This is a genomic window from Streptosporangium sp. NPDC006930 (assembly GCF_040635605.1).
Lineage (GTDB): Bacteria > Actinomycetota > Actinomycetes > Streptosporangiales > Streptosporangiaceae > Streptosporangium.
In genome coordinates, this window is sequence record NZ_JBEYID010000023.1 from 67,167 (window position 1) to 86,161 (window position 18,995).

Consider the following 18,995-nt stretch of genomic DNA (forward strand, 5'->3'; position numbering starts at 1 on the left):
CCGGTGTCGGCAACGCGATTTCTCAGGCGTCGCGGCTCCGGCGGTAGCCCAGGGAGGTCAGCTCGGCCCGGGTGCCGCGGAAGACGTTGCGGTCGAGGGGCCTGTTCGAGTGCTGGTGGATCGTCCACCTGTCCCACGGCCTCGGCACCTCCGGCCTGCCCCGGGGGTGGTCGGGCGCGGCGATCCACAGCGGATAGGGCTCCAGCCCGGCGCAGTTGCCGTTCCGCGCGAACGACAGGAACGTGTAGATCACCGGCTTGACCCCGGCGAGCGCGATGACCGCCTGGCACCAGACGCGGGCGAACCGCGCCACCCTGTGCGCCGGCAGGTGATCGTTGGTCTCCAGGTCGAGGGCGAGCAGGTCCCCCCTGCGCAGCCCTGCCTGCCGCACGATCCGCAGGAAGTGCACCGCCTGCGCCTCCGGGTCTCCCGCGGGACGGGCGAAGTGGTAGGCGCCGCAGACGATCCAGCTCTCGCGCATGCCGTTCCAGTTGGTGGCGAACCACTTGTCGGTGAAGGTGCTCCCCTCGCTGGCCTTGGCGAACGCGAAGGAGACTCCGCCCTTCGCGTGCGCGCCCCAGTTGACGGCGCCCTGCCAGTTCGACACGTCGATCCCCTGCAACATGGCCGCCAGGCTAACCGTCGGACGGCGCGGGGCACACGCCTGACGCTCCCCTCGGCGTACTGCCATTGCGGCGGCTTTGGCTAGGCTTGGTTGGCGTGAACGCAGCAGCCCAGACCTCCGGCGCCTACGCGGCCGGCATCGCGACCATCACCTTCGGCGGAACAGTGCTCGACACGTGGTTTCCGTCCCCGCGGCTGGGCGAGCCTCCCTCGCCGGGCACCACGCGGCTGACCGAGCGGGAGGCGGCCGAGGAATTCGGTTCCGAAGTCGCCGCGCTCCTCGGCCCTGACGAGGACCGTGGCGTGGAGGTGGTCGCGGTGCGCACCGGTATCGCGAAACTGTCGGAGGCGCCCGCCGACGCCCACGACGCCTACCTGCGCCTGCATCTGCTGTCGTCGCGTCTCGTCCAGCCGCACGGCCAGAATCTGGACGGGCTGTTCGGCCTGCTCAGCAACGTGGTGTGGACCAGCCACGGGCCGTGCGCCGTCGAGGGCTTCGAGCAGGTGCGGCTCCGCCTGCGCGCCCGGGGTCAGGTGACCGTCTACGGGGTGGACAAGTTCCCCCGGATGGTCGACTACGTGCTGCCCACCGGCGTCCGGATCGCCGAGGCCGACCGGGTCCGCCTCGGCGCGTACCTGGCGAGCGGCACGACCGTGATGCACGAGGGCTTCGTCAACTTCAACGCCGGGACGCTCGGCACGTCCATGGTCGAGGGCCGCATCTCGGCGGGCGTCGTCGTGGGCGACGGGTCGGACGTCGGCGGTGGTGCCTCGATCATGGGCACCCTGTCCGGCGGCGGCAAGCAGGTCATCTCCATCGGGCGGCGCTGCCTGCTGGGCGCCAACAGCGGCGTCGGCATCTCCCTGGGCGACGACTGCGTCGTGGAGGCGGGCCTCTACGTCACCGCCGGGACCAAGGTGACCCTGCCCGAGGGACGGGTGGTCAAGGCGTCCGAGCTCTCCGGCGCCTCCGGTTTGCTGTTCCGCCGCAACTCCACTTCGGGCGCGGTCGAGGCCGTGCCCCGTACGGGGACGAGCGTGGAGCTCAACAGCGTCCTGCACGCCAACGACTGACCGCCCGGTCGTCGGCTCTCCGTCCGGGAGCGGCTCCGGGGAGCGCGTGGCTCGCCGCCCTCGCGGAGCCGCGGGGACGCCTCTCCGGGGCCGCCCCGCGAGGGCTCGGATGTTCGTCCGCGGGCCCCTCAGCTGACAGGGTGGCCCCACGGGGCCGACGGGGCCGCTGGGGTCACAGCCCTCATGCCTAAGCGGGTGCGGTCCGCGCTGGAAGGATTCGGATGACCGGTCAGGGGATGGCGGGCGACGGTGAGATCGGTGAGGGCGGTGAGAGCACAGCCGGGGCGGTGGCCCGGTGGGTGACCGGGCTGTTCGCGCCGCAGGTGCTGGTCATCGGGCTGCCTCCGCTCGTCGGGCTGACGGCAGACGGCTGGCCCGGTGCCGTCTGGGGCCTGGTGGCCTCGGCCCTGTGCGGTGGGATCCCGGCCCTGGTGATCCTGAACGGGGTCCGTTCCGGGCGCCTCGACTCCCACCACCTGGTCGACCGGGCGAGCCGTACGGTTCCGCTGCTGGTCGCGGTCGCCTCGGTGGTCGTCGCGCTGACGCTGCTGATCCTGCTGGGTGCCCCCCGGCTTCTGGTGGCCACGGTGACCGCGATGCTGGCCGCGCTCGCGGTGACGGTCCCGATCACCTTCCGGTGGAAGATCTCCTTCCACGCGGCCGTGTCGGCGGGCACCGTGGTGGTGCTGGCCCATGTGCTGCCCGCCGCGCCCACGCTGGTCGCGGGCGCGCTCGTCGTGGCGACGGTGTGCTGGGCGCGGGTCAGGCTCACCCACCACACACCCGCCCAGGTCGCAGCGGGGACCGCCGTCGGGGCGGGGACGGCGTGGGCGGCCCTGAGCGCCTTCGGCGTCTGAGCGGGCCCCCTACGTGGGTGGCAGGGGAGAAAGAGCCCTCGGAGGATCGACGTCACCGGCGGCTGCTCGCGGGGCGCCGGGCGGCAGGGGCGTAAGAGCCTTCACAGGAGGCTCTTGAGGAACTCCCGCGTCCGGGTGCCCGGGGAGTACTCGGCGGCGACGAAGTCGGTGACCCCGGCCTTGGCGAGCGCCTCGATCCGCGCCGACACCTCGTCCTCGTCTCCGACGATCGCCACGTCCGCCGGCCCTTCGGCGCCCTCCCTGTCGAGCATCGCCCGGTACGACGGCAGCTGGCCGTAGATCTCGAATCGCTCGGCGGCCAGTGCTCTCGCCGCCTCGACGTCGTCGGTGACACAGACGGGCAGCGCGCACACGATCCTCGGCTCGGGGCGCCCCGCGGCCCGAGCGGCCTCGGTGACGGCGGGGGCGACGTGCTCGGCCACCGTCTTGGCGCCGGTCATCCACAGCACGGTGCCGTCCGCCACCTCCCCGGCCAGCCTGAGCATCCTCGGGGCCAGGGCGGCGATGAGCACGGGCATGTCCCTCGGGCCCGGCGTGTTCAGGCCCAGCCGTGCCGTGAGGGTCTCCCCCTCGAAGGAGACGTTCTCCCCGCGTACGAGCGGCATCAGGATCGACAGGTACTCGCGCATGTGGCGGGCGGGCCGCTCGAAGCTCATGCCGTAGATACCCTCGATCACGATCTGGTGCGAGAGGCCGATGCCGAGGGCGAGCCGCCCGCCGAGGGCGGCGTTGACGGTGAGCGCCTGCTGGGCGAGGGCCGCCGGGTGGCGCGGGTAGGTCGGGACGACGGCGGTGCCGAGCTCGATCCCCGGCACCTGGCTTCCGGCCACGGCGAGCGCCGTCAGGGCGTCGAGGTCGAACGTCTGGGACATCCAGACGGAGGAGAAGCCGTCATCGGCCCCGCGGGCGATGCTTTCCCGCACGTCGCCGAGCGCGTCCGGTTTCTGGGAGCCGCTGAGGAACAGTCCGAATCGCATCGCTACAGAACTCCATTCTAGTAAGTTTCCCCCAGTCTAGATCGATCGCGGCGAGCACACGGTGACCCGGACACGGCGAGTCACGGGCGCACGGCGCGAACGGCCGGGGAGGGCTCACGGGAGTTCGGTGAACCGCTCCACCTGCTCGATCTTGCCCGCGATGACGATGACGTCCCCGTACCCCAGCACGGTCCCCGCGTCGGCGTAGGTGAACTCGTCGTACTGGCCCTTCACGCACACCACGGTCACGCCGTACTTGCGCCGCAGGTTGGACTCGCCCAGGGGCACGCCGACGTACTCGCGGGGCGGGCGGGTCTTGACCACCGCGTAGTCGCCGTCCACCTCCATGTAGTCGAGCATCCGCCCGTTGAGCAGGTGGGCCAGCCGCTCACCCATGTCGTGCTCGGGAAGGATCACGTGATGGGCGCCGACCCGCTCCAGGATGCGGCCGTGCTCGCGGCTGATCGCCTTGGCCCAGACGTCCTCGATCTCCAGCTCGACGAGCAGGGACGTGGTGAGGATGCTGGACTCCAGGTCGGTGCCGATCGCGACCACGGCCCGGTAGAAGTCGGGTACCCCTATCTGCCGCAGCGCCTCGATGTCGGTGGAGTCCGCGACGACGACGTGGGTGAGCTTTCCCGCCAGGCTCTGCACCACCTTGGGGCGGTTGTCGATCGCCAGCACCTCGGTGCCCCTGCGAAACAGCTCGACCGCGAGGGAGCTGCCGAAGCGGCCGAGCCCGACGACCACCACCGGATCGTTCCTTCTGTCAGCCAACGATCGTCCTCTTTCGGGAGTCCGCGGCCACGGGGGTCCGCCAATGCGAGGAGCCCGGAGGCGGACGACAGCCTCCAGGCTCCTCTATGCGTCTCACTGGGCGGGCCCTCAGGCCCGAATTCGCCCGATTCTATCTCAGGGGAACTCCAGAAGGGTTTCCTCGCCCTCCTCGGCCTCCCCCGCGGATCCCGCGAGGGTGTCGAGAACCTGCCGGCCGTACTTGGCCAGCTTGTTCTCCCCAACCCCGCTCACCGTGCCCAGCTCGGCCAGGGACGATGGTGCCCTGGTCGCGATCTCACGCAGGGTCGCGTCGTGGAAGATCACGTACGCGGGCACGCCCTGCTCCTTCGCGGTGGCCCCGCGCCAGGCGCGGAGCAGCTCGAACGCCGGGATCGCCTCCTGCGGCATCTCGACGGGCTCGGCCCGGCGCGAGGTGGAGGTCGCCGAGGACCGGGAGGCCTTGGCGGCGCGCGGCGCCCTCTCCGGCTCACGCCGCAGCGGTACCTGGCGTCTGCGGCCCAGGACCTCCGCGCTCGCCTCGGTCAGCACCAGCGTGCCGTAGTCGCCCTCCACGGCGAGCAGTCCCTGCGCCAGCAGCTGGCGCACCACGCCGCGCCACTCGGCCTCGCTCAGCTCCGTGCCGATGCCGAACACCGTCAGCCCGTCGTGGTCGTGCTGGATGACCTTCGCCGTCTTCCTGCCGAGGAGGATGTCGATGATCTGACCGGCGCCGAACTTCTGTCGGCGTTCGCGCATGAGCCGGAACACGGTCGACAGGACCTTCTGCGCGGCGACCGTGCCGTCCCACGACTCCGGAGGCGACAGGCAGGTGTCGCAGTTGCCGCAGGCGGTGCCCTCCTGGCCGAAGTAGGCGAGCAGCCGCACGCGGCGGCACTCGACCGCCTCGCACAGGGCGAGCATCGCCTCCAGGTGGGTGGCGAGTCGGCGCCGGTGGGCGTCGTCGCCCTCGGAGGTGTCGATCATCTTGCGCTGCTGCACGACGTCCTGGAGGCCGTACGCGAGCCACGCGGTGGAGGGCAGGCCGTCGCGCCCGGCCCTGCCGGTCTCCTGGTAGTAGCCCTCGACGGACTTGGGCAGGTCGAGGTGGGCGACGAAGCGCACGTCGGGCTTGTCGATGCCCATGCCGAACGCGATCGTGGCGACCATGACGAGGCCGTCCTCGCGCAGGAAGCGCGCCTGGTTGGCGGCGCGGACGCGGGCGTCGAGCCCCGCGTGGTAGGGCAGCGCCTCGATGCCGTTCTGCACCAGGAACTCGGCGATCTTCTCGACCGAGTTGCGCGACAGGCAGTAGACGATGCCCGCGTCGCCCGCGTGCTCGGTGCGCAACAGCTCCAGCAGTTGCCGCTTGGGCTCGTTCTTGGGAGCGATGCGGTACTGGATGTTGGGACGGTCGAAGCTCGCCACGAAGTGGCGGGCCTCTTCCAGGCTGAGGCGGGAGGCGATCTCGGCGTGGGTGGCCCTGGTGGCCGTCGCGGTCAGCGCGACGCGCGGCACGTCGGGCCAGCGCTCGTGCAGCGCGGACAGGGCGAGGTAGTCGGGCCGGAAGTCGTGCCCCCACTGGGCCACGCAGTGGGCCTCGTCGATCGCGAACAGCGAGATCACTCCGCTGTCGAGCAGCCGCAGCGTCGCGTCGACCCGCAGGCGCTCCGGCGCCAGGTAGAGCAGGTCCAGCTCTCCGGAGAGGAAGGCCGACTCGACGGCGCGGCGCTCCTCGAAGTCCTGGGTGGAGTTGAGGAACCCGGCCCGTACGCCGAGGGCGGTCAGGGCGTCGACCTGGTCCTGCATGAGCGCGATGAGCGGTGAGATCACCACTCCCGTGCCCTTACGCACGAGGGCGGGGATCTGGTAGCACAGCGACTTGCCACCACCGGTCGGCATGAGCACGAGGGCGTCGCCTCCGGAGACGACATGCTCGATGATCTCCTGCTGGCCCGCCCGGAACGAGTCGTAGCCGAAGACGCGCTGCAGGACCCGCGACGCGTCGCTCGCCTCGGGGCCGTTCTCGGGGGAAGCCATCGGGACAGTGTACGAGGATCTTCCCGCCGGTCGGCGACGAACAGGCCGCGAACGCGGGCGTCGCCCGGCACCACACCAGGCCATACCCGGCTGTATGAGGCCAAGGCATCGGCGCGGGGCGGGGGTGTACCGGTTCCGGACCGGTTCGGCGGAAGTGGAAGCGGAAAAGGCGTCGCCGGGAGGGGCAGACCTCCCGGCGACACCGCTTTTCCTACTGTTCTCCCCCGGCCCTCCTTCGGGTCTCCTGGGGGATCACGGGTTGACGTTGATCGTGAAGGTCGACGTCGTGTTCTTGACGTTCTGGAAGTTGTCGCTCATCCGGAGGTTGTTGAACGTGGCCGAACCGACCGCCGGGCCCTGGCCCGGTTCGGGCATCTCGTTCGCCCAGACGGCCCAGCCGGACTTGGCGTCGAAGGCGTCACCGCTCTTCCTGGCACCGGTGATCGAGACGTTCGTGAAGATCGTGTCGGTGACCGGGTTCTGCGGCTGACCGCCGACGTAGTTGGTCTGGAACATGATGCCGCCGTAGGTCGGGTCCACGATGTCCACGTTGCTCACGCGGATGCCCTGGAAGACCTTGGAGGCGGAGAAGACCCAGATCGCCGGGAAGACCTGCTGTCCCCAGAAGTGACCGCCGGCACGGACGATCGAGATGTTCTCGAACCTGGTGGGCGGGCTGGCGCCGAAGCCGTTCATCGGGTAGCCGAAGTCCAGCGAGCTGATCGTGATGCCGGAGTAGACGAGGGTGTCGGCGATGTAGATGTTCCTGAAGACGTTGTCGTACCCGCCGTAGACCGCGACGCCCGCGGCCCGCCAGGTCAGGATCGACGTCAGGTTCTCGTAGACGTTGCCGCGCATGTCGGCGCCGCCGGCGTCGATGGCGGAGAACAGCGCGAAGCTGTCGTCTCCGGTGGCACGGGCCTCGTTGTTGCTGACGAGGTTGTCGGTGCTGCCGTTGGTCATGTTGATGCCGTCGGCGAACATGTTGCGGATGCGGGAGTTCTTGATCGTCACCCGGTCGGTGTTGGCGCCCCAGTAGAGGCAGACCATGTGCTCGTTCCAGATGTTGTCGATCACCACGTCGGCGACGTTGGCGAAGTCGAACACCTTGCCCGGCCCGTCGATGCGGGAGGTGTAGTTGCCGAAGTAGGCGAAGTTCGCGAAGGACGAACCGTTCGCGCTGGCCTCGGCGCGGAAGCCGATGTCGGTGTTGTCCTGGTTGCCGGGCGCCCGGAACTGGGTGTACCAGGGGCCGGCGCCGACGACCTTGACGGCCTTGCCGTAGACCTGGAACTTGCTCGCCGTCTGGTAGGTGCCCGCAGGGAGATAGACGCCGACCAGGGTGCCGGTGGTGTCCATCCGCACCCGGTCGAGGGCGTTCTGCACGTCCTGGTGGGTGAAGCCGGTGGGGGTCGTGTACCTGGCGGGGTCGGGGTTCGCGATCGGCGAGACCTGCTCGGTGTTGATGAAGTCGATCGCGTACGTCGTGGTGTTGGCGGGGTCCTTCTGCAGCCTGATCCTGCTGCCTGCCGGGACGGTGGTCCCCAGCATGACGTTGGCCTCGTCGTAGATGTGACGCGGCCCGCCGGAGCCCGGCGAGTTGTTGGGGCCGGCCTCGGGGCCGTACAACCAGGCGTACTTGGACGTCAGGTTGATCGGTTTGAGGAAGGTGCCGTTGACGTAGATGTTCAGCGTCGAGTCGATGCCTCCGCCGCCCGGGGCGTCGGGGATGGAGAAGCGGGTGACCAGGGTGTTGGTGCTCGCCTTGGTGGTGAACTCGACGTAGCTGCCCGTGCTGTTCAGCGTCACGGCCCTGCGGCCCGACGCCTCACCCGCCACGTCGCCGATGGTGCGGTTGGGGCCGACCACCACCGCCCCGCCGCCGACGACGGCGTCCTCGGCCTCGTACATCTCGTACGGCATGTTGGCGCCACGACCGACGAAGAGCGGCTGGGTGGTGGTGTTGTTCGCCCGCTTGACCGGCAGCTCGTTGGCGTCGTCGGCGAGGACCGTCCTGACGGTGAACTTGCCGTTCGCCGCCGTCCAGGTGCCCAGGTTCACCGGGCTCGTGGTGGCACCCGGTGCGATCACGCCGGTGTGGGAGCCGGTCAGGGTACGGACGACGGTGCCCGCCTCGTTGAGCACGGTGAGCGTGATGCCGTGGGCGCCGCTCGCGGAGGCGAGTGTGCCCTGGTTCTTGATGGCCACCGAGAAGGTGACGACGTTGCCTCCGGCCGGGTTGCCGGGGGTCCAGCCGGTCGTGGCGACCAGGTCGGAGGTGTCGACCGGCCTGACCACGAGCGGGGCGGAGCTCGTGAAGGTGTTGTTCGACTCGTTCTGCTCGATGACGGTGTTGTCCTCGTCGACCTTGGCGCTCAGCGGGTAGCTGCCCGCGTCGCGGGGACCGGCGACGGCCGACACCGTGGCGGACGCTCCGGCGGCCAGCCCGGCGACCGGGGCGGTGCCGACCTTGGTGGTGCCCAGGTAGAAGTTGACGTTCGTCGCGCCGGAGGCCGCGGAGCCTCCGTTGCGCACCGTGGCCGAGAGCGTGACGGAGTCGGTCTCGACGGGGGACGCGGGGGACGTGGTCACACCGGTGATCGTCAGGTCCGGGTTCGGCGCCGGGGTGCCGATGACCTGGAACTCGGCGACCTGCCCGGCGGGAGCGCCGCTGTTCGAGGTGAACCTGAGCTGGACGTCGGCGTAGGCACCGCTGACCGGGATCGTCACCGTGTTGCCAGAGGCGGGGTCGAAGGTGTGGTTCGTCGCGGCGGCCAGGGTGGTGAAGGTGGTCGAGCCCTGTCCCCGCCCGAGAACCTGGATGTTCTGCGTGCGCGTCGCCCAGACGCTGTCGGGGTTCAGCTTCACCACGACCGAGCTGAGGGTGGCGTTCGCGCCGAGGCTCACGGTCAGCGTGTTGGGGTAGCTGCCGCCGTTGCCCTCCCAGTAGGTCGCCGTGTTGTCGTCGTTGGCGTTGGCGGCCACGAAGGTGAAGACCGAGGAGGAGGCGGTGATCGCCTTGCCGACGGCCAGGTTCGACCCCGGCGGGGTGCTGCCCGTACGGGTGACGGTGTTGCTGTTTCCCGACTGGTTGCCCGCGGCGTCCTTGGCCTTGACGTGGTAGGAGACCGTCGCGGTGGCCGGCTGGGTGTCGGTGTAGGTCAGGACGTTGCCCGCCACACTGGCGCGCAGGGCGTTGTTGGCGTAGACGTCGTATCCGGTCACGCCGACGTTGTCGGTCGAGGCGTTCCAGGTCAGCCTGATCTGGCCCGAGCCCGGCTCGGTGTGGGCCAGGTTCGACGGCGTGCTCGGCGGCGTCGTGTCACCGCCTGAACCGGGTCCGTACACCTCGAACTCGGAGAGCTGACCGGCGGGCCAGCCCGTGTTCGCGGTGATGTTCAGCCGGAGGTAGCGGGCGCTGGTCGTGGCGAAGTCGATCGTCACCGTGTTGCCGGTCGCCGGGTCGAAGGTGCGGCCGGCGGAGCCGGCGACGGTTGTGGTGGGCGTGGCGCTCGTGCCCGCCAGCACCGACAGGGTCTGCGTCCTGGTGTTCCAGGCAGCCACGGGCGGCAGCTTCAGGACGACCTGGTTGACGCTGGTCACGGCTCCGAGGTCCACCTGAACCCACTGCGGGAAGGTGTTGTTGCTGCTCTCCCAGTAGGTGGTGGCGTTGCCGTCGGTGACGTTGCCCGCGCCGTAGGGGGCGTTGACACTGCTGGAGGAGGCCGCCTTCCCCACCGCCAGGTTGGGGCCGGCCGCCGCCGAGGCCGGTGCGGTGACCGCCCCGGCCAGAGCGAGCAGGCTGGTCGCGGCCATCGCCGCCATCAGCCGTAACGCCAGGTACTGCTTTCTCATCGCGTTCCTCTATCTCTCGTCTGGAACGACAGGGTCGGGAGGGAGGCCGCGGCCTCCGCCGCGCGACGCGCTCGGCACCCGGGGGTGGTCTCGCCCATGAGGCGCCGATCCCCGGTCCTCTTCTTCCGGGTCCTCGGAATCCGGCGGGCCGGCCGTGGGAGCCGTGCCGGCCGAGCCGCGAGCCGTGCCTCGTTCGTCGCTGGGGGTGCTGGTCGCCGTTTGCGCCGGTGTCCCTCTTCTCGAGACGGTCGGCGGGACGAGCGACGGTGAACGTCGGATCTGTCGGTGAGTCCCGGACGGGAGGTGTCCGGGACGGCGGGCCCTGACCGGTCGCGGCTCGGGACGCTCCGCCGGGCGCGGGCCACGACGCCCTGTTGTCGACGGCCGTTCAGCGTCGGCGCGGGGGGCGATGAGTGTCGCAACCGGGACCGCCAGGGCGGCGATCGGCCGCGCAATGCCGAGAGCGACATCACCTGGGACCTCTCCGAAGGGGTGGGAGAGATGCGCCGAAGCAGCACATCACTGCCGCAAGTTGCAGAGAACAGAGAGAATTTAACGGGAGTTTGCAATATTTTTGCACTGCGCTGGCCAAAGGTTACATACGTGCTACGGCCGCGTCAACGGGTCGAGAAGGGCGTCTCACCTCGCCCCGAAGCCTCCTGTGCCGCCCGGCCCGCCCTCCTGCCCCGGAGGCCGAAGAGGACCGCCCGAGCGGCGGCGACCGCCTCCGGCGCCGTGCTCCCCCGGAGACCGGACGTCCGCCCGGTCCAGGAGACCGGGGAATCCGGCGCCGAGACACTCACCGAGGGACGGCCTGGGGCGCCGAAAAGACCTCTCCGGCGAGCGACCCGGTTTTCACCGGAAGTGAAAGAAGTGGAAGAAGCAGAATGAGGCGGCATGTCGAACAGCGGTCGGCGCCGGCCATCGGCCACCTGTGGTGAAACCACTAGTCAGTTATCGCGTGCGACTCGATAAGGTCAAATCCTGTGGGCCGCAATGTGATTGAGCGCCGAGTCCTGAGTCAGGATCCGGCAGACAATGGCTGAGCCAACGACGTGTCCGATGTCGAATTTCGGCTCCGGATGTGAAGACCGTCGATTACCGCTATTTCAAGACGCCGGAAGACTCGGGTTAACGAATGTCGAGGCGGACAAGTCGAAAGGACGGGCGTAGCCATGACTCTGGTGGTACGGGATCCCACTGCACGAATCGAGCGCTTCCGCGTCGACGGTTTCGTTCGGGTCGGACCGATACTCGACCAGGACGTGGTCAGCCGGCTCAAGGCGGGCGCCACGAGGTTGATCTCGCGTTTTACCGACCTGGGTTATGTCTCCGACGACTACTGGCACTTCGACGTCGACGGGCAACCGCCGGTGCTGTATCGCATCCACAACCTGGAGAAGCAGGACTGGCCAGAAGCCGAGTTACTCTACCGACCCGAACTCGGCCGTCTCGCCGCCGAATTCATCGGAGAGCCGGTCGTTCCCACGGCGTTCGCCCTTGTGCTCAAGGAACCACGGCGCGCGGCCGGTGTGCCGTGGCACCGTGACCGTCCCCACCTCGCTCCGCACACCGTGTGCAACATAAGCATCTGCCTGGACGCAGCGGGCCCCGGCAACGGTTGTCTGGAGGGCGTTCCCGGCTCCCACCTGCTGCCCGTCGACGTGGCCGTCGAGGCCGTACGGGACGCCGGCCCACGGGTGCCGGTGCCCTCCGAGGAGGGGGACGTCGTGGTGCACGACGTCCGGCTCGTGCACGGATCCGGCCCGAACCCCAGCGATCGATGGCGCCGAACCATCGTCATCGAGTTCGCCGATCCAGCGATCTCCCTCGAGCCCTGACGTCGCGGTGGCCCGTCCGCGTCGGGAAGAAAGGTCGGACAGCTTGAAGCCGAATGCCGCGGCACGACCACGCGACGCGGTGATCCCGGAATGTCACATCCGCATACCGTACGAGGAGTGCCGGCGGTGGTGAGCCTGCTGGATTGGGTGTCTGCGGTGGGTAAGAAGTCGCGCTTGGGTGGCCGACCGGCCACCGCGGCGGAGCCCTCGCTCCACGAGGTCATGGCCGAGCGTTTCCGCGAGCGGACCAGGCCGCGCCGCGGAGACTGGGCCTACGTCCACTTTCTCGACCTCCGCGAGGCGCTCGCCGAGGCGCTGCGCGACGCTTCCGGCGTCTGGCTCGACTATGGCTCGGGCACGTCGCCGTACCGTGAACTGTTCGCGGTGGCCGAGCTGCAGACGGCCGACATCCCCGGCGGTGAGTCCTACCGCGCCGATCACGCGCTCGACCGCGACGGCAACTGCCCGGCTCCCGACGGGGCCTTCGACGGCGTGCTGTCCACCCAGGTTCTGGAGCATGTCACCGACGCGGACGCCTACCTGCGCGAGGCGTTTCGGCTGTTACGGCCCGGCGGCCGGCTGGTGTTGTCCACCCACGGTGTGTGGGAGGAACACGGCGGTCAGGATCTGTGGCGCTGGACGGCCGACGGCTTGGCCCTGCAGGCCAGGCGAGCCGGGTTCGTGGTCGACCGGACGGTGAAGTTGACCTGCGGTCCGCGCGGGCTGCTGTTCCTGCTCCGCTGGTACGGGCGCGACCACGGCTGGCCCGGTGGCGGCCCGGTCGGACTGGTCCTCCGGACGCTGTGGCTGGTGGACCGTCTCCTGCCCAAGGCGATGGATACGTACCTCGACCGGGCGTTCGGAGATCTCCGCCACCGAGAGGGCCCGGAGAGCACCTTCTACCTGGACATCCTGCTCATCGCCGGAAAACCCGAAAGCGCGGCAGCCGACGCGAGGGACACCGCTGTGGCGAGAGAGACCGGTACGTGAGCCGACCTGCGACGGTTCACGGCGAGGACGTGCCGCGGTTGATCACGGCTCGGGCCTCCACCGGGATCTTCTCCTTGATCGTCATACCCCGCGTCGAGGAAGCCGAGCCCTGGGCGCTCCCGATGAGTCGATCGCAAACCCGGAGGTGCGCATGCCGATCCACGCCCGACCACAGATCCCGCTCATCCAACGCCTGCTCTCCTTGGCGGACGCCCCCGACGCCGCCGCCCGGCTCGCGGCCGAGGATCCGGAGTCGGTCGTGGCCGCGACCATCGGCGAAGTGTCCGGCCGCGCGGGCCTGTACCCCGGGCCCGGGTCACCGGTGATCGTCCAGTTCGAAGTGGACGTCCCGGGCTCGGGACGGATTCCGTACCTGCTGACCGTCGGTCCCGGCGGTCAGCAGGCGCGCCCTGGCCGGGTCGACGACCCGTGGGTGTGTCTCAGGTACGACCTGCCGGCGCTGGTCCGTGACGTGTTCGGGCCGAGTGACCCGCGCGCCGGAGCCGACCGCGAGGTGGTGATGAAAGACGAGCCCGGGCCGGCCGAGTACAAGCCCGACGATCCGTGGATGGTTCAGCGTGACGAGGCGACCCGAGCGGCGTATCAGGTCCTGCAGGCGTGCGGCCCGTACCGCGGGGACCTGACTGCTCTGGCCGTGCGCTTCGGCTCGGACAAGTGGGGCGGGCACTGGTACACCTCACACTATGAGCGGCATCTGGGCAGATACCGCGATCAGCGGATGACCGTGCTGGAGATCGGCATCGGCGGCTATCACGACCCCGGCGCAGGAGGCACCTCCCTGCGCATGTGGAAGCACTACTTTCACCGAAGCATGGTGTACGGGCTCGATGTGTACGACAAGTCGCTGTTGGACGAGCCGCGAATCATCACGATCCGCGGGGATCAGGCCGACTCGGCGTTCCTCACCGACCTCGCGGCGCGGTACGGCCCGTTTGACATCGTGGTCGATGACGGCAGTCATGTCAGCAGCCACGTCATCACCGCGTTCAACGCGCTCTTCCCGCACGTAGGTCCCGGCGGCATGTATGTGATCGAGGACCTGCACACTTCGTATTGGCCCGAATGGGGAGGAAACGGCGTCGACCTGGCCGATCCCGCCACGTCGGTCGGTTTCCTGAAGACGCTTGTCGACGGTTTGCACCATCGCGATCGTCTTCATGAAGGCCCCTACGAGCCGTCCTACACGGACCGAGGCGTGACCGGGATCCATCTGTACCACAACCTCGCGTTCATCGAGAAAGGCCGCAACACCGAACAGGCGAATGCCGGGTGGCGACCGCGGCATGACCCGATGCGCGACCTGCCCGCGCCGTACCGGAGTATGGGGAAGTGAGAAGCTGATGCGCGTCGTACTGGTAACCATGGCGCTACGGCTGCCGACCGATCCAAGCCAGTGGATCACCGTTCCGCCGCAGGGCTACGCGGGAATCCACTGGATCGTGGCCAACCACATGGACGGCCTGCTGGAGCTCGGCCACGAGGTGTTCCTGCTCGGCGCGCCGGGCACCACGCCCGCCTCACCGGCGGTCACCGTGGTGGACGCCGGCGAGATCGAAGACATGTACGCCTGGCTGAACGGCCCGGAGGCGTCGACCGTGGATGTCGTGCACGACTTCTCCTGCGGGCAGATCGACCCTGACCGGCTCCCGGCGGGAATGGCATACCTCTCCACCCATCACCTCACCGGCCGGCCGACGTATCCGCGCAACTGCGTGTACGCCTCGTACGCCCAGCGCGCCCAGGCCGGAAACGACATCGCGCCGGTGGTACGCATCTCGGTCAATCAGGCGCGCTACCAGTTCCGGGCCGACAAGGACGACTACCTCCTCTACCTGGGGCGCATCTCGGAGTGGAAAGGCGCTTACGAGGCCGCCGCGTTCGCATCCGCCGCCGGGCGCCGTCTGGTCATGGCCGGACCGTCCTGGGAGGAGCAGTATCTGCGGCGGATCGAGCGCGACTTCGGGGACACCGTCGATTTCGTCGGCGAGGTGGGGGGTGAGCGACGGCTGGAACTGCTTTCCCGCGCGGCCGCGATCATGGTGCTGTCCCAGAGCACGATGGGCCCCTGGGGTGTGGTGTGGTGTGAGCCCGGGTCGACCGTGGTGTCCGAGGCCGCCACGTGCGGCACCCCGGTCATCGGTACTTCCAACGGCTGCCTGGCCGAGATCGTGCCGTCGGTCGGGGTCGTCGTCTCTGAAGGCTCGTCGTTCACACCCGCGCAGGCTCGTGCCTCGTTGGCCGGTCTGCCCGAGCCGAGCTCCGTCCGGGCCGCAGCGCTGCGGCAGTGGGATCACGTCGTCGTCGCCAAGCAGTTCGCGACGATCTACCACGAGGTGCTCGCGGGTCATACCTGGTCCTGACCGCCCCCGTGTCCGCCACCTGGGCGGTGCGAACGGCACGTCGAGCGGCGGCGCCCGGCTGCACGGCGGCCCGATCGGGCAGGCGCGCGGCCGGCGAGGGCTCATCCGGGTCGCGGGAATCCGCGAATCCGAGAATCCAAGAATCCAAGAATCAAGGTCACGCCAATCCATGATCCGTTACCCGGAAGGGCTCATTGCGGCAAGTGCGGCACAGCGACCATGTGAAATTCGACTCTCACGCGGTTTTTCATAAAATTATAGGCAATCCCCTAATTTACACCCCGGTCTAGTGCTCACGGTGAACCGGTCCGCGTATCCTGTGCATCGGGAGACGTCCTTAGGAGAGGAGACGACTTGAGCGGGGCGAGCACCATCGACCGTCGTACTCTGGAGGAGTTCCGCCGTAATGGATTCGCGATCTTACCCCAGGTGGCGAACGAGTCCGAAGTGGCGTGGTTACGGGAAGTGTACGATCGCTTGTTCGTCCAGCGCGGAATTCCGGGCGCGGAGAACTACTACGACATCGCAGGCCAGGCCGACCGCGAAGAGTCGCCATTGCTGCCACAGATAGTCCGGCCAGAGAAATACGTTCCAGAATTGCTGGAAAGCGCGCATTTCGCACGGTGCCGGGCTATCGCGTCGGCCTTTCTGGCCATCCCCGAGAACGAGTTGGAATTCTACGGACACGCCATTTTGAAACCGCCCCGGTACGGTGCCCCGACACCCTGGCACCAGGACGAGGCGTACATGGACCCGCGGTGGAGCCGTCGTGGGCTGAGTATCTGGACGACGTTGGACGATGCCACGGTCGAAAGCGGCTGCCTGCACTACCTGCCCGGCGGCCACCTCGGTCCGGTGCTCCCCCACCACCACATCGACAACGACGACCGTATCCGCGGTCTGATGACCGACGAGGTGGACCCGGCTGCCGGGGTCGCATGTCCGCTGGCGCCCGGCGGCGCGGTGATGCACGACTTCCGGACCCCGCACTACGCCGGACCGAACCAGACCGGCCAACCACGGCGCGCGTACGTACTGGTGTTCATGAGTGCCCCGGTCGAGGTCACCGACCCGGAACATCGGCCCTGGATGACGTGGGCGTGACCGGCATGCCGGTCACGCCCCCGGGGCGTACGCCTCACGCCCGGCCCCTCGGCATCACGGTGAGGTGACCCGCCACGGTCTGGCCGAACCCGGCTTGCCGATGGAGGTCTCCGGCGACGAGGACGCGGGCCCACGTCATCAGGCCACCCCACGCCCCGTGCGCAGCACCCGGTGGCTGCGCCGACGCTCCACGATCGTCGGTGCGTGGCCCGCCAGCCACTTGAGCGCCGCCACGGTCTCGCGCGCGCCGGTCGCCGCGTCGACCCTGCCGACCACACTCTTGCCGAACAAGTCCGCCACCAGCCAACGGGTGGCCAACCGGGCCGCCTTGACCGGACTCCAGTCGACGTCGGTGAGCAGGTAGTAGTAGCGATTACGTCGCATGTGCACCCGGGTATAGGCGCTACGAGTGGTGGCACCGCCGCCACCGTAGTGCTGGATGCCCTCGTCGAGCAGCAGAGCCACCCGCCAGCCCGCCCACCTGGCGCGCCGGCAGAGGTCCACCTCCTCGTAGTACGTGTGAAAGACCTCGTCGAGTATGCCGATCTCGCGTAACATCGCCGCCCGCGCGAACAACGCCGCCCCCTGGATATAGGCGTGCTCAAGGGTCCGCGGCGCCCGCCCCTCGAAGCTGCTCGCCGGAGACGGGTGATCCAGCCGGTCACCCGCGAACGCGTGCTGCTCCCCCAGCCACAGCGCGATGTTCGTCCAGGCGTTGAACTCGACCAGTTCGTCCGACTCGGCGTCATAGCAGTACTGCAGCGGCCCGATGATGCCGTACTCCGGCCATCGCTCGGCGAATTCGACCATCGTACGAATCAGCCGTGGCGGGGTCCAGGTGTCCGGGTTGACGAGGAAGACGTAGTCGGCGCCGTCGGCGAGCGCCGTCCGGATGCCCACGTTGTTGGCCCCGGTGAACCCGAGGTTGGCGGGATTGCGGGTGATCTTCACCTGCGGGAACTCCCGCGCGACCATATCGACGCTGCCGTCGGCGGAGGCGTTGTCGACGAAGTGGACGTCCAGGTCGAAGCCTTCGGTGTCGCTGTCGAGCAGCGACGCGAAGCAGCGGCGCAGCCATTTGATCTCGTTGGTGCCAACCGTGATCGTCGCAACACGCCTGCGTCCCGATGTCATCGGCCCGCCTCTCTACTTCAGCACGTCGAGGACGTCGGTGGGCAGGGGCATCGCGGCGATCTCATCGGCGAGGTCACGGGCCCCGGTGGCGTAGACCGGGTCGGTCAGCAGATCTCCGGCCGCCCGCGTTACGGCGTCCGGGGTGTCCTCCCCGGGCGGCAGCGTGATCGCGACGCCCCTGGTGGCCAGCGAGCGAGCCCAGTCGATCAACCGGCTCTCCTGCGGGATGATCAGCTGCGGGACACCGGCGTGCATCGCCGTCAGCGCGGTCATCGTGCCGGAGTGGTGCACGATCAGGTCGCAGGTGGGCAGCACCACGTCCAGCGGCATCCAGCCCGCGTTGGCGACACCGCGCTCGCCGCGCAGCAGGACACCCACCTCGTCGGGGGCTGCGACGACCAGTTCGACATCGAGCTCCGCGAGCGAGGCCACCAGGTTGCGCAGCAGGCCGGTGCCGTGTGTGGGCGTGGCCAGGCTGCCCGCGGTCATCAACACCCGGCGGCGCTCGCCCGGGGCGAGCATCCACGGTTCGAGCGGGCGTTGCTCGTTGACGGGCGTCCACCGCATGGGCTGCACCGGTGCGCCCTCGGGCCGGATGCTCTCCGGGAATATGTCGATGGCCAGGTCGAAGTCCGGAACGCGGTCCAGGCCAAGCGCGCACAACTCGGGCTGTAGCTCGTCGTCGACGCCGGGGTGGGTGCCCTCCCGATCCGCCGGTGTCCCGGTGAGCAGGTGGCGCACACAGGGCAGGTCGAAGTGGGCGGCGAGGACGGGCCCTGCGTAGGCGTGCGGCCCGCAGACGAGGACGTCCGGCCGCCAGGAGGTGATCAGGGTCCGCAACCGGTCGAGGCTCGCGGCGGCCAGCCTGCCGAACATCCGGCCGACGAAGATCGACAGCTCGGCGCCGTCGCTGGGAATTCGTAGCGGATCGCCCACGCGATCCGTCGTCATCAGCTGCGTCAACGACAAAGGGCTCGTCATCATGGCGGGCACGCCGACACTCGCCGCCGCGGCGACGGCCTCCTCCGTGGAGGCGAGAATGACGTCGTGACCGCTTGCCCGTGCGGCGATCGCCAGGGGAGCAAGACCAAATACGTTTGATTTCGCCGGCCCCGGGATAAACAGCATCTTCATGAGACCTCCACTCGAAGTCGAGACAATGTAGCGGCGCCGACGGCGTGCACACCATACCCATCGACTAAAGTCCGGTCAGTTCGAGTGATTCGACTAGACTTGGTCGCCGACTCTCGTTTGACGCCTTACCGGTAACTCTTGTTCATATATCTTGGCTTTGCATATCGAAAGAGCGGGGATGTGGTCACG

14 protein-coding genes are annotated in these 18,995 nt (G+C 69.0%); 7 read left to right on the forward strand and 7 right to left on the reverse strand.

The window, feature by feature from the left end; translation table 11 throughout:
• Window positions 1-22: 22 nt before the first annotated feature.
• Window positions 23-625 (reverse strand): glycoside hydrolase family 25 protein, encoded by a 603-nt coding sequence (locus ABZ664_RS31575; protein WP_362517859.1) that lies wholly within the window; start codon window positions 623-625, stop codon window positions 23-25.
• A gap of 95 nt (window positions 626-720) precedes the next feature.
• On the opposite strand from ABZ664_RS31575, the gene dapD reads away from it, so the two are divergent.
• On the forward strand, window positions 721-1,698 hold the full coding sequence (gene dapD, locus ABZ664_RS31580) for a 2,3,4,5-tetrahydropyridine-2,6-dicarboxylate N-succinyltransferase (RefSeq protein WP_362517862.1): 978 nt from the start codon (window positions 721-723) through the stop codon (window positions 1,696-1,698).
• A 221-nt stretch (window positions 1,699-1,919) separates the two neighbouring features.
• Entirely contained in the window at window positions 1,920-2,555 is a 636-nt protein-coding gene (locus ABZ664_RS31585) for a hypothetical protein (RefSeq protein ID WP_362517866.1), read from the forward strand.
• 101 nt (window positions 2,556-2,656) lie between these two features.
• Here the strand turns inward: ABZ664_RS31585 and ABZ664_RS31590 are convergent, their stop codons facing one another.
• The 4 genes from ABZ664_RS31590 to ABZ664_RS31605 form a co-directional block, all read right to left on the reverse strand.
• Window positions 2,657-3,553 (reverse strand): LLM class F420-dependent oxidoreductase, encoded by an 897-nt coding sequence (locus ABZ664_RS31590; protein ID WP_362517869.1) that lies wholly within the window; start codon window positions 3,551-3,553, stop codon window positions 2,657-2,659.
• A gap of 114 nt (window positions 3,554-3,667) precedes the next feature.
• Window positions 3,668-4,330 (reverse strand): TrkA family potassium uptake protein, encoded by a 663-nt coding sequence (locus ABZ664_RS31595; RefSeq protein WP_362517872.1) that lies wholly within the window; start codon window positions 4,328-4,330, stop codon window positions 3,668-3,670.
• Between the two features lie 135 nt (window positions 4,331-4,465).
• Complete coding sequence (gene recQ, locus ABZ664_RS31600) at window positions 4,466-6,367, reverse strand: DNA helicase RecQ (protein WP_362517875.1); 1,902 nt, start codon at window positions 6,365-6,367, stop codon at window positions 4,466-4,468.
• A gap of 252 nt (window positions 6,368-6,619) precedes the next feature.
• Window positions 6,620-10,222 carry a discoidin domain-containing protein gene (locus ABZ664_RS31605; protein WP_362517878.1) on the reverse strand — a complete coding sequence of 1,201 codons (3,603 nt, stop codon included), beginning with the start codon at window positions 10,220-10,222 and terminating at the stop codon, window positions 6,620-6,622.
• A 1,175-nt stretch (window positions 10,223-11,397) separates the two neighbouring features.
• On the opposite strand from ABZ664_RS31605, the gene ABZ664_RS31610 reads away from it, so the two are divergent.
• The 5 genes from ABZ664_RS31610 (at window position 11,398) to ABZ664_RS31630 (ending at window position 16,538) form a co-directional block, all read left to right on the forward strand.
• Window positions 11,398-12,063: a phytanoyl-CoA dioxygenase family protein gene (locus ABZ664_RS31610; RefSeq protein ID WP_362517881.1), complete on the forward strand. Its 666-nt coding sequence runs from the start codon at window positions 11,398-11,400 to the stop codon at window positions 12,061-12,063.
• Between the two features lie 129 nt (window positions 12,064-12,192).
• Window positions 12,193-13,053 (forward strand): class I SAM-dependent methyltransferase, encoded by an 861-nt coding sequence (locus ABZ664_RS31615; protein WP_362517884.1) that lies wholly within the window; start codon window positions 12,193-12,195, stop codon window positions 13,051-13,053.
• 151 nt (window positions 13,054-13,204) lie between these two features.
• Window positions 13,205-14,407, forward strand: a complete 1,203-nt coding sequence (locus tag ABZ664_RS31620; RefSeq protein WP_362517887.1) for a hypothetical protein — start codon at window positions 13,205-13,207, stop codon at window positions 14,405-14,407.
• 7 nt (window positions 14,408-14,414) lie between these two features.
• Window positions 14,415-15,434: a glycosyltransferase gene (locus ABZ664_RS31625; RefSeq protein ID WP_362517890.1), complete on the forward strand. Its 1,020-nt coding sequence runs from the start codon at window positions 14,415-14,417 to the stop codon at window positions 15,432-15,434.
• Between the two features lie 354 nt (window positions 15,435-15,788).
• The gene (locus tag ABZ664_RS31630; protein ID WP_362517893.1) at window positions 15,789-16,538 is read left to right on the forward strand and encodes a phytanoyl-CoA dioxygenase family protein; all 750 of its coding nucleotides are present in this window, start codon (window positions 15,789-15,791) and stop codon (window positions 16,536-16,538) included.
• A gap of 138 nt (window positions 16,539-16,676) precedes the next feature.
• On the opposite strand, the gene ABZ664_RS31635 is transcribed toward ABZ664_RS31630, so the two are convergent.
• Both ABZ664_RS31635 and ABZ664_RS31640 read right to left on the reverse strand, forming a co-directional pair.
• Window positions 16,677-17,672, reverse strand: a complete 996-nt coding sequence (locus ABZ664_RS31635) for a glycosyltransferase family 2 protein (protein ID WP_362517896.1) — start codon at window positions 17,670-17,672, stop codon at window positions 16,677-16,679.
• A 12-nt stretch (window positions 17,673-17,684) separates the two neighbouring features.
• Window positions 17,685-18,806 (reverse strand): nucleotide disphospho-sugar-binding domain-containing protein, encoded by a 1,122-nt coding sequence (locus ABZ664_RS31640; protein WP_362517899.1) that lies wholly within the window; start codon window positions 18,804-18,806, stop codon window positions 17,685-17,687.
• Between the last annotated feature and the right edge of the window lie 189 nt (window positions 18,807-18,995).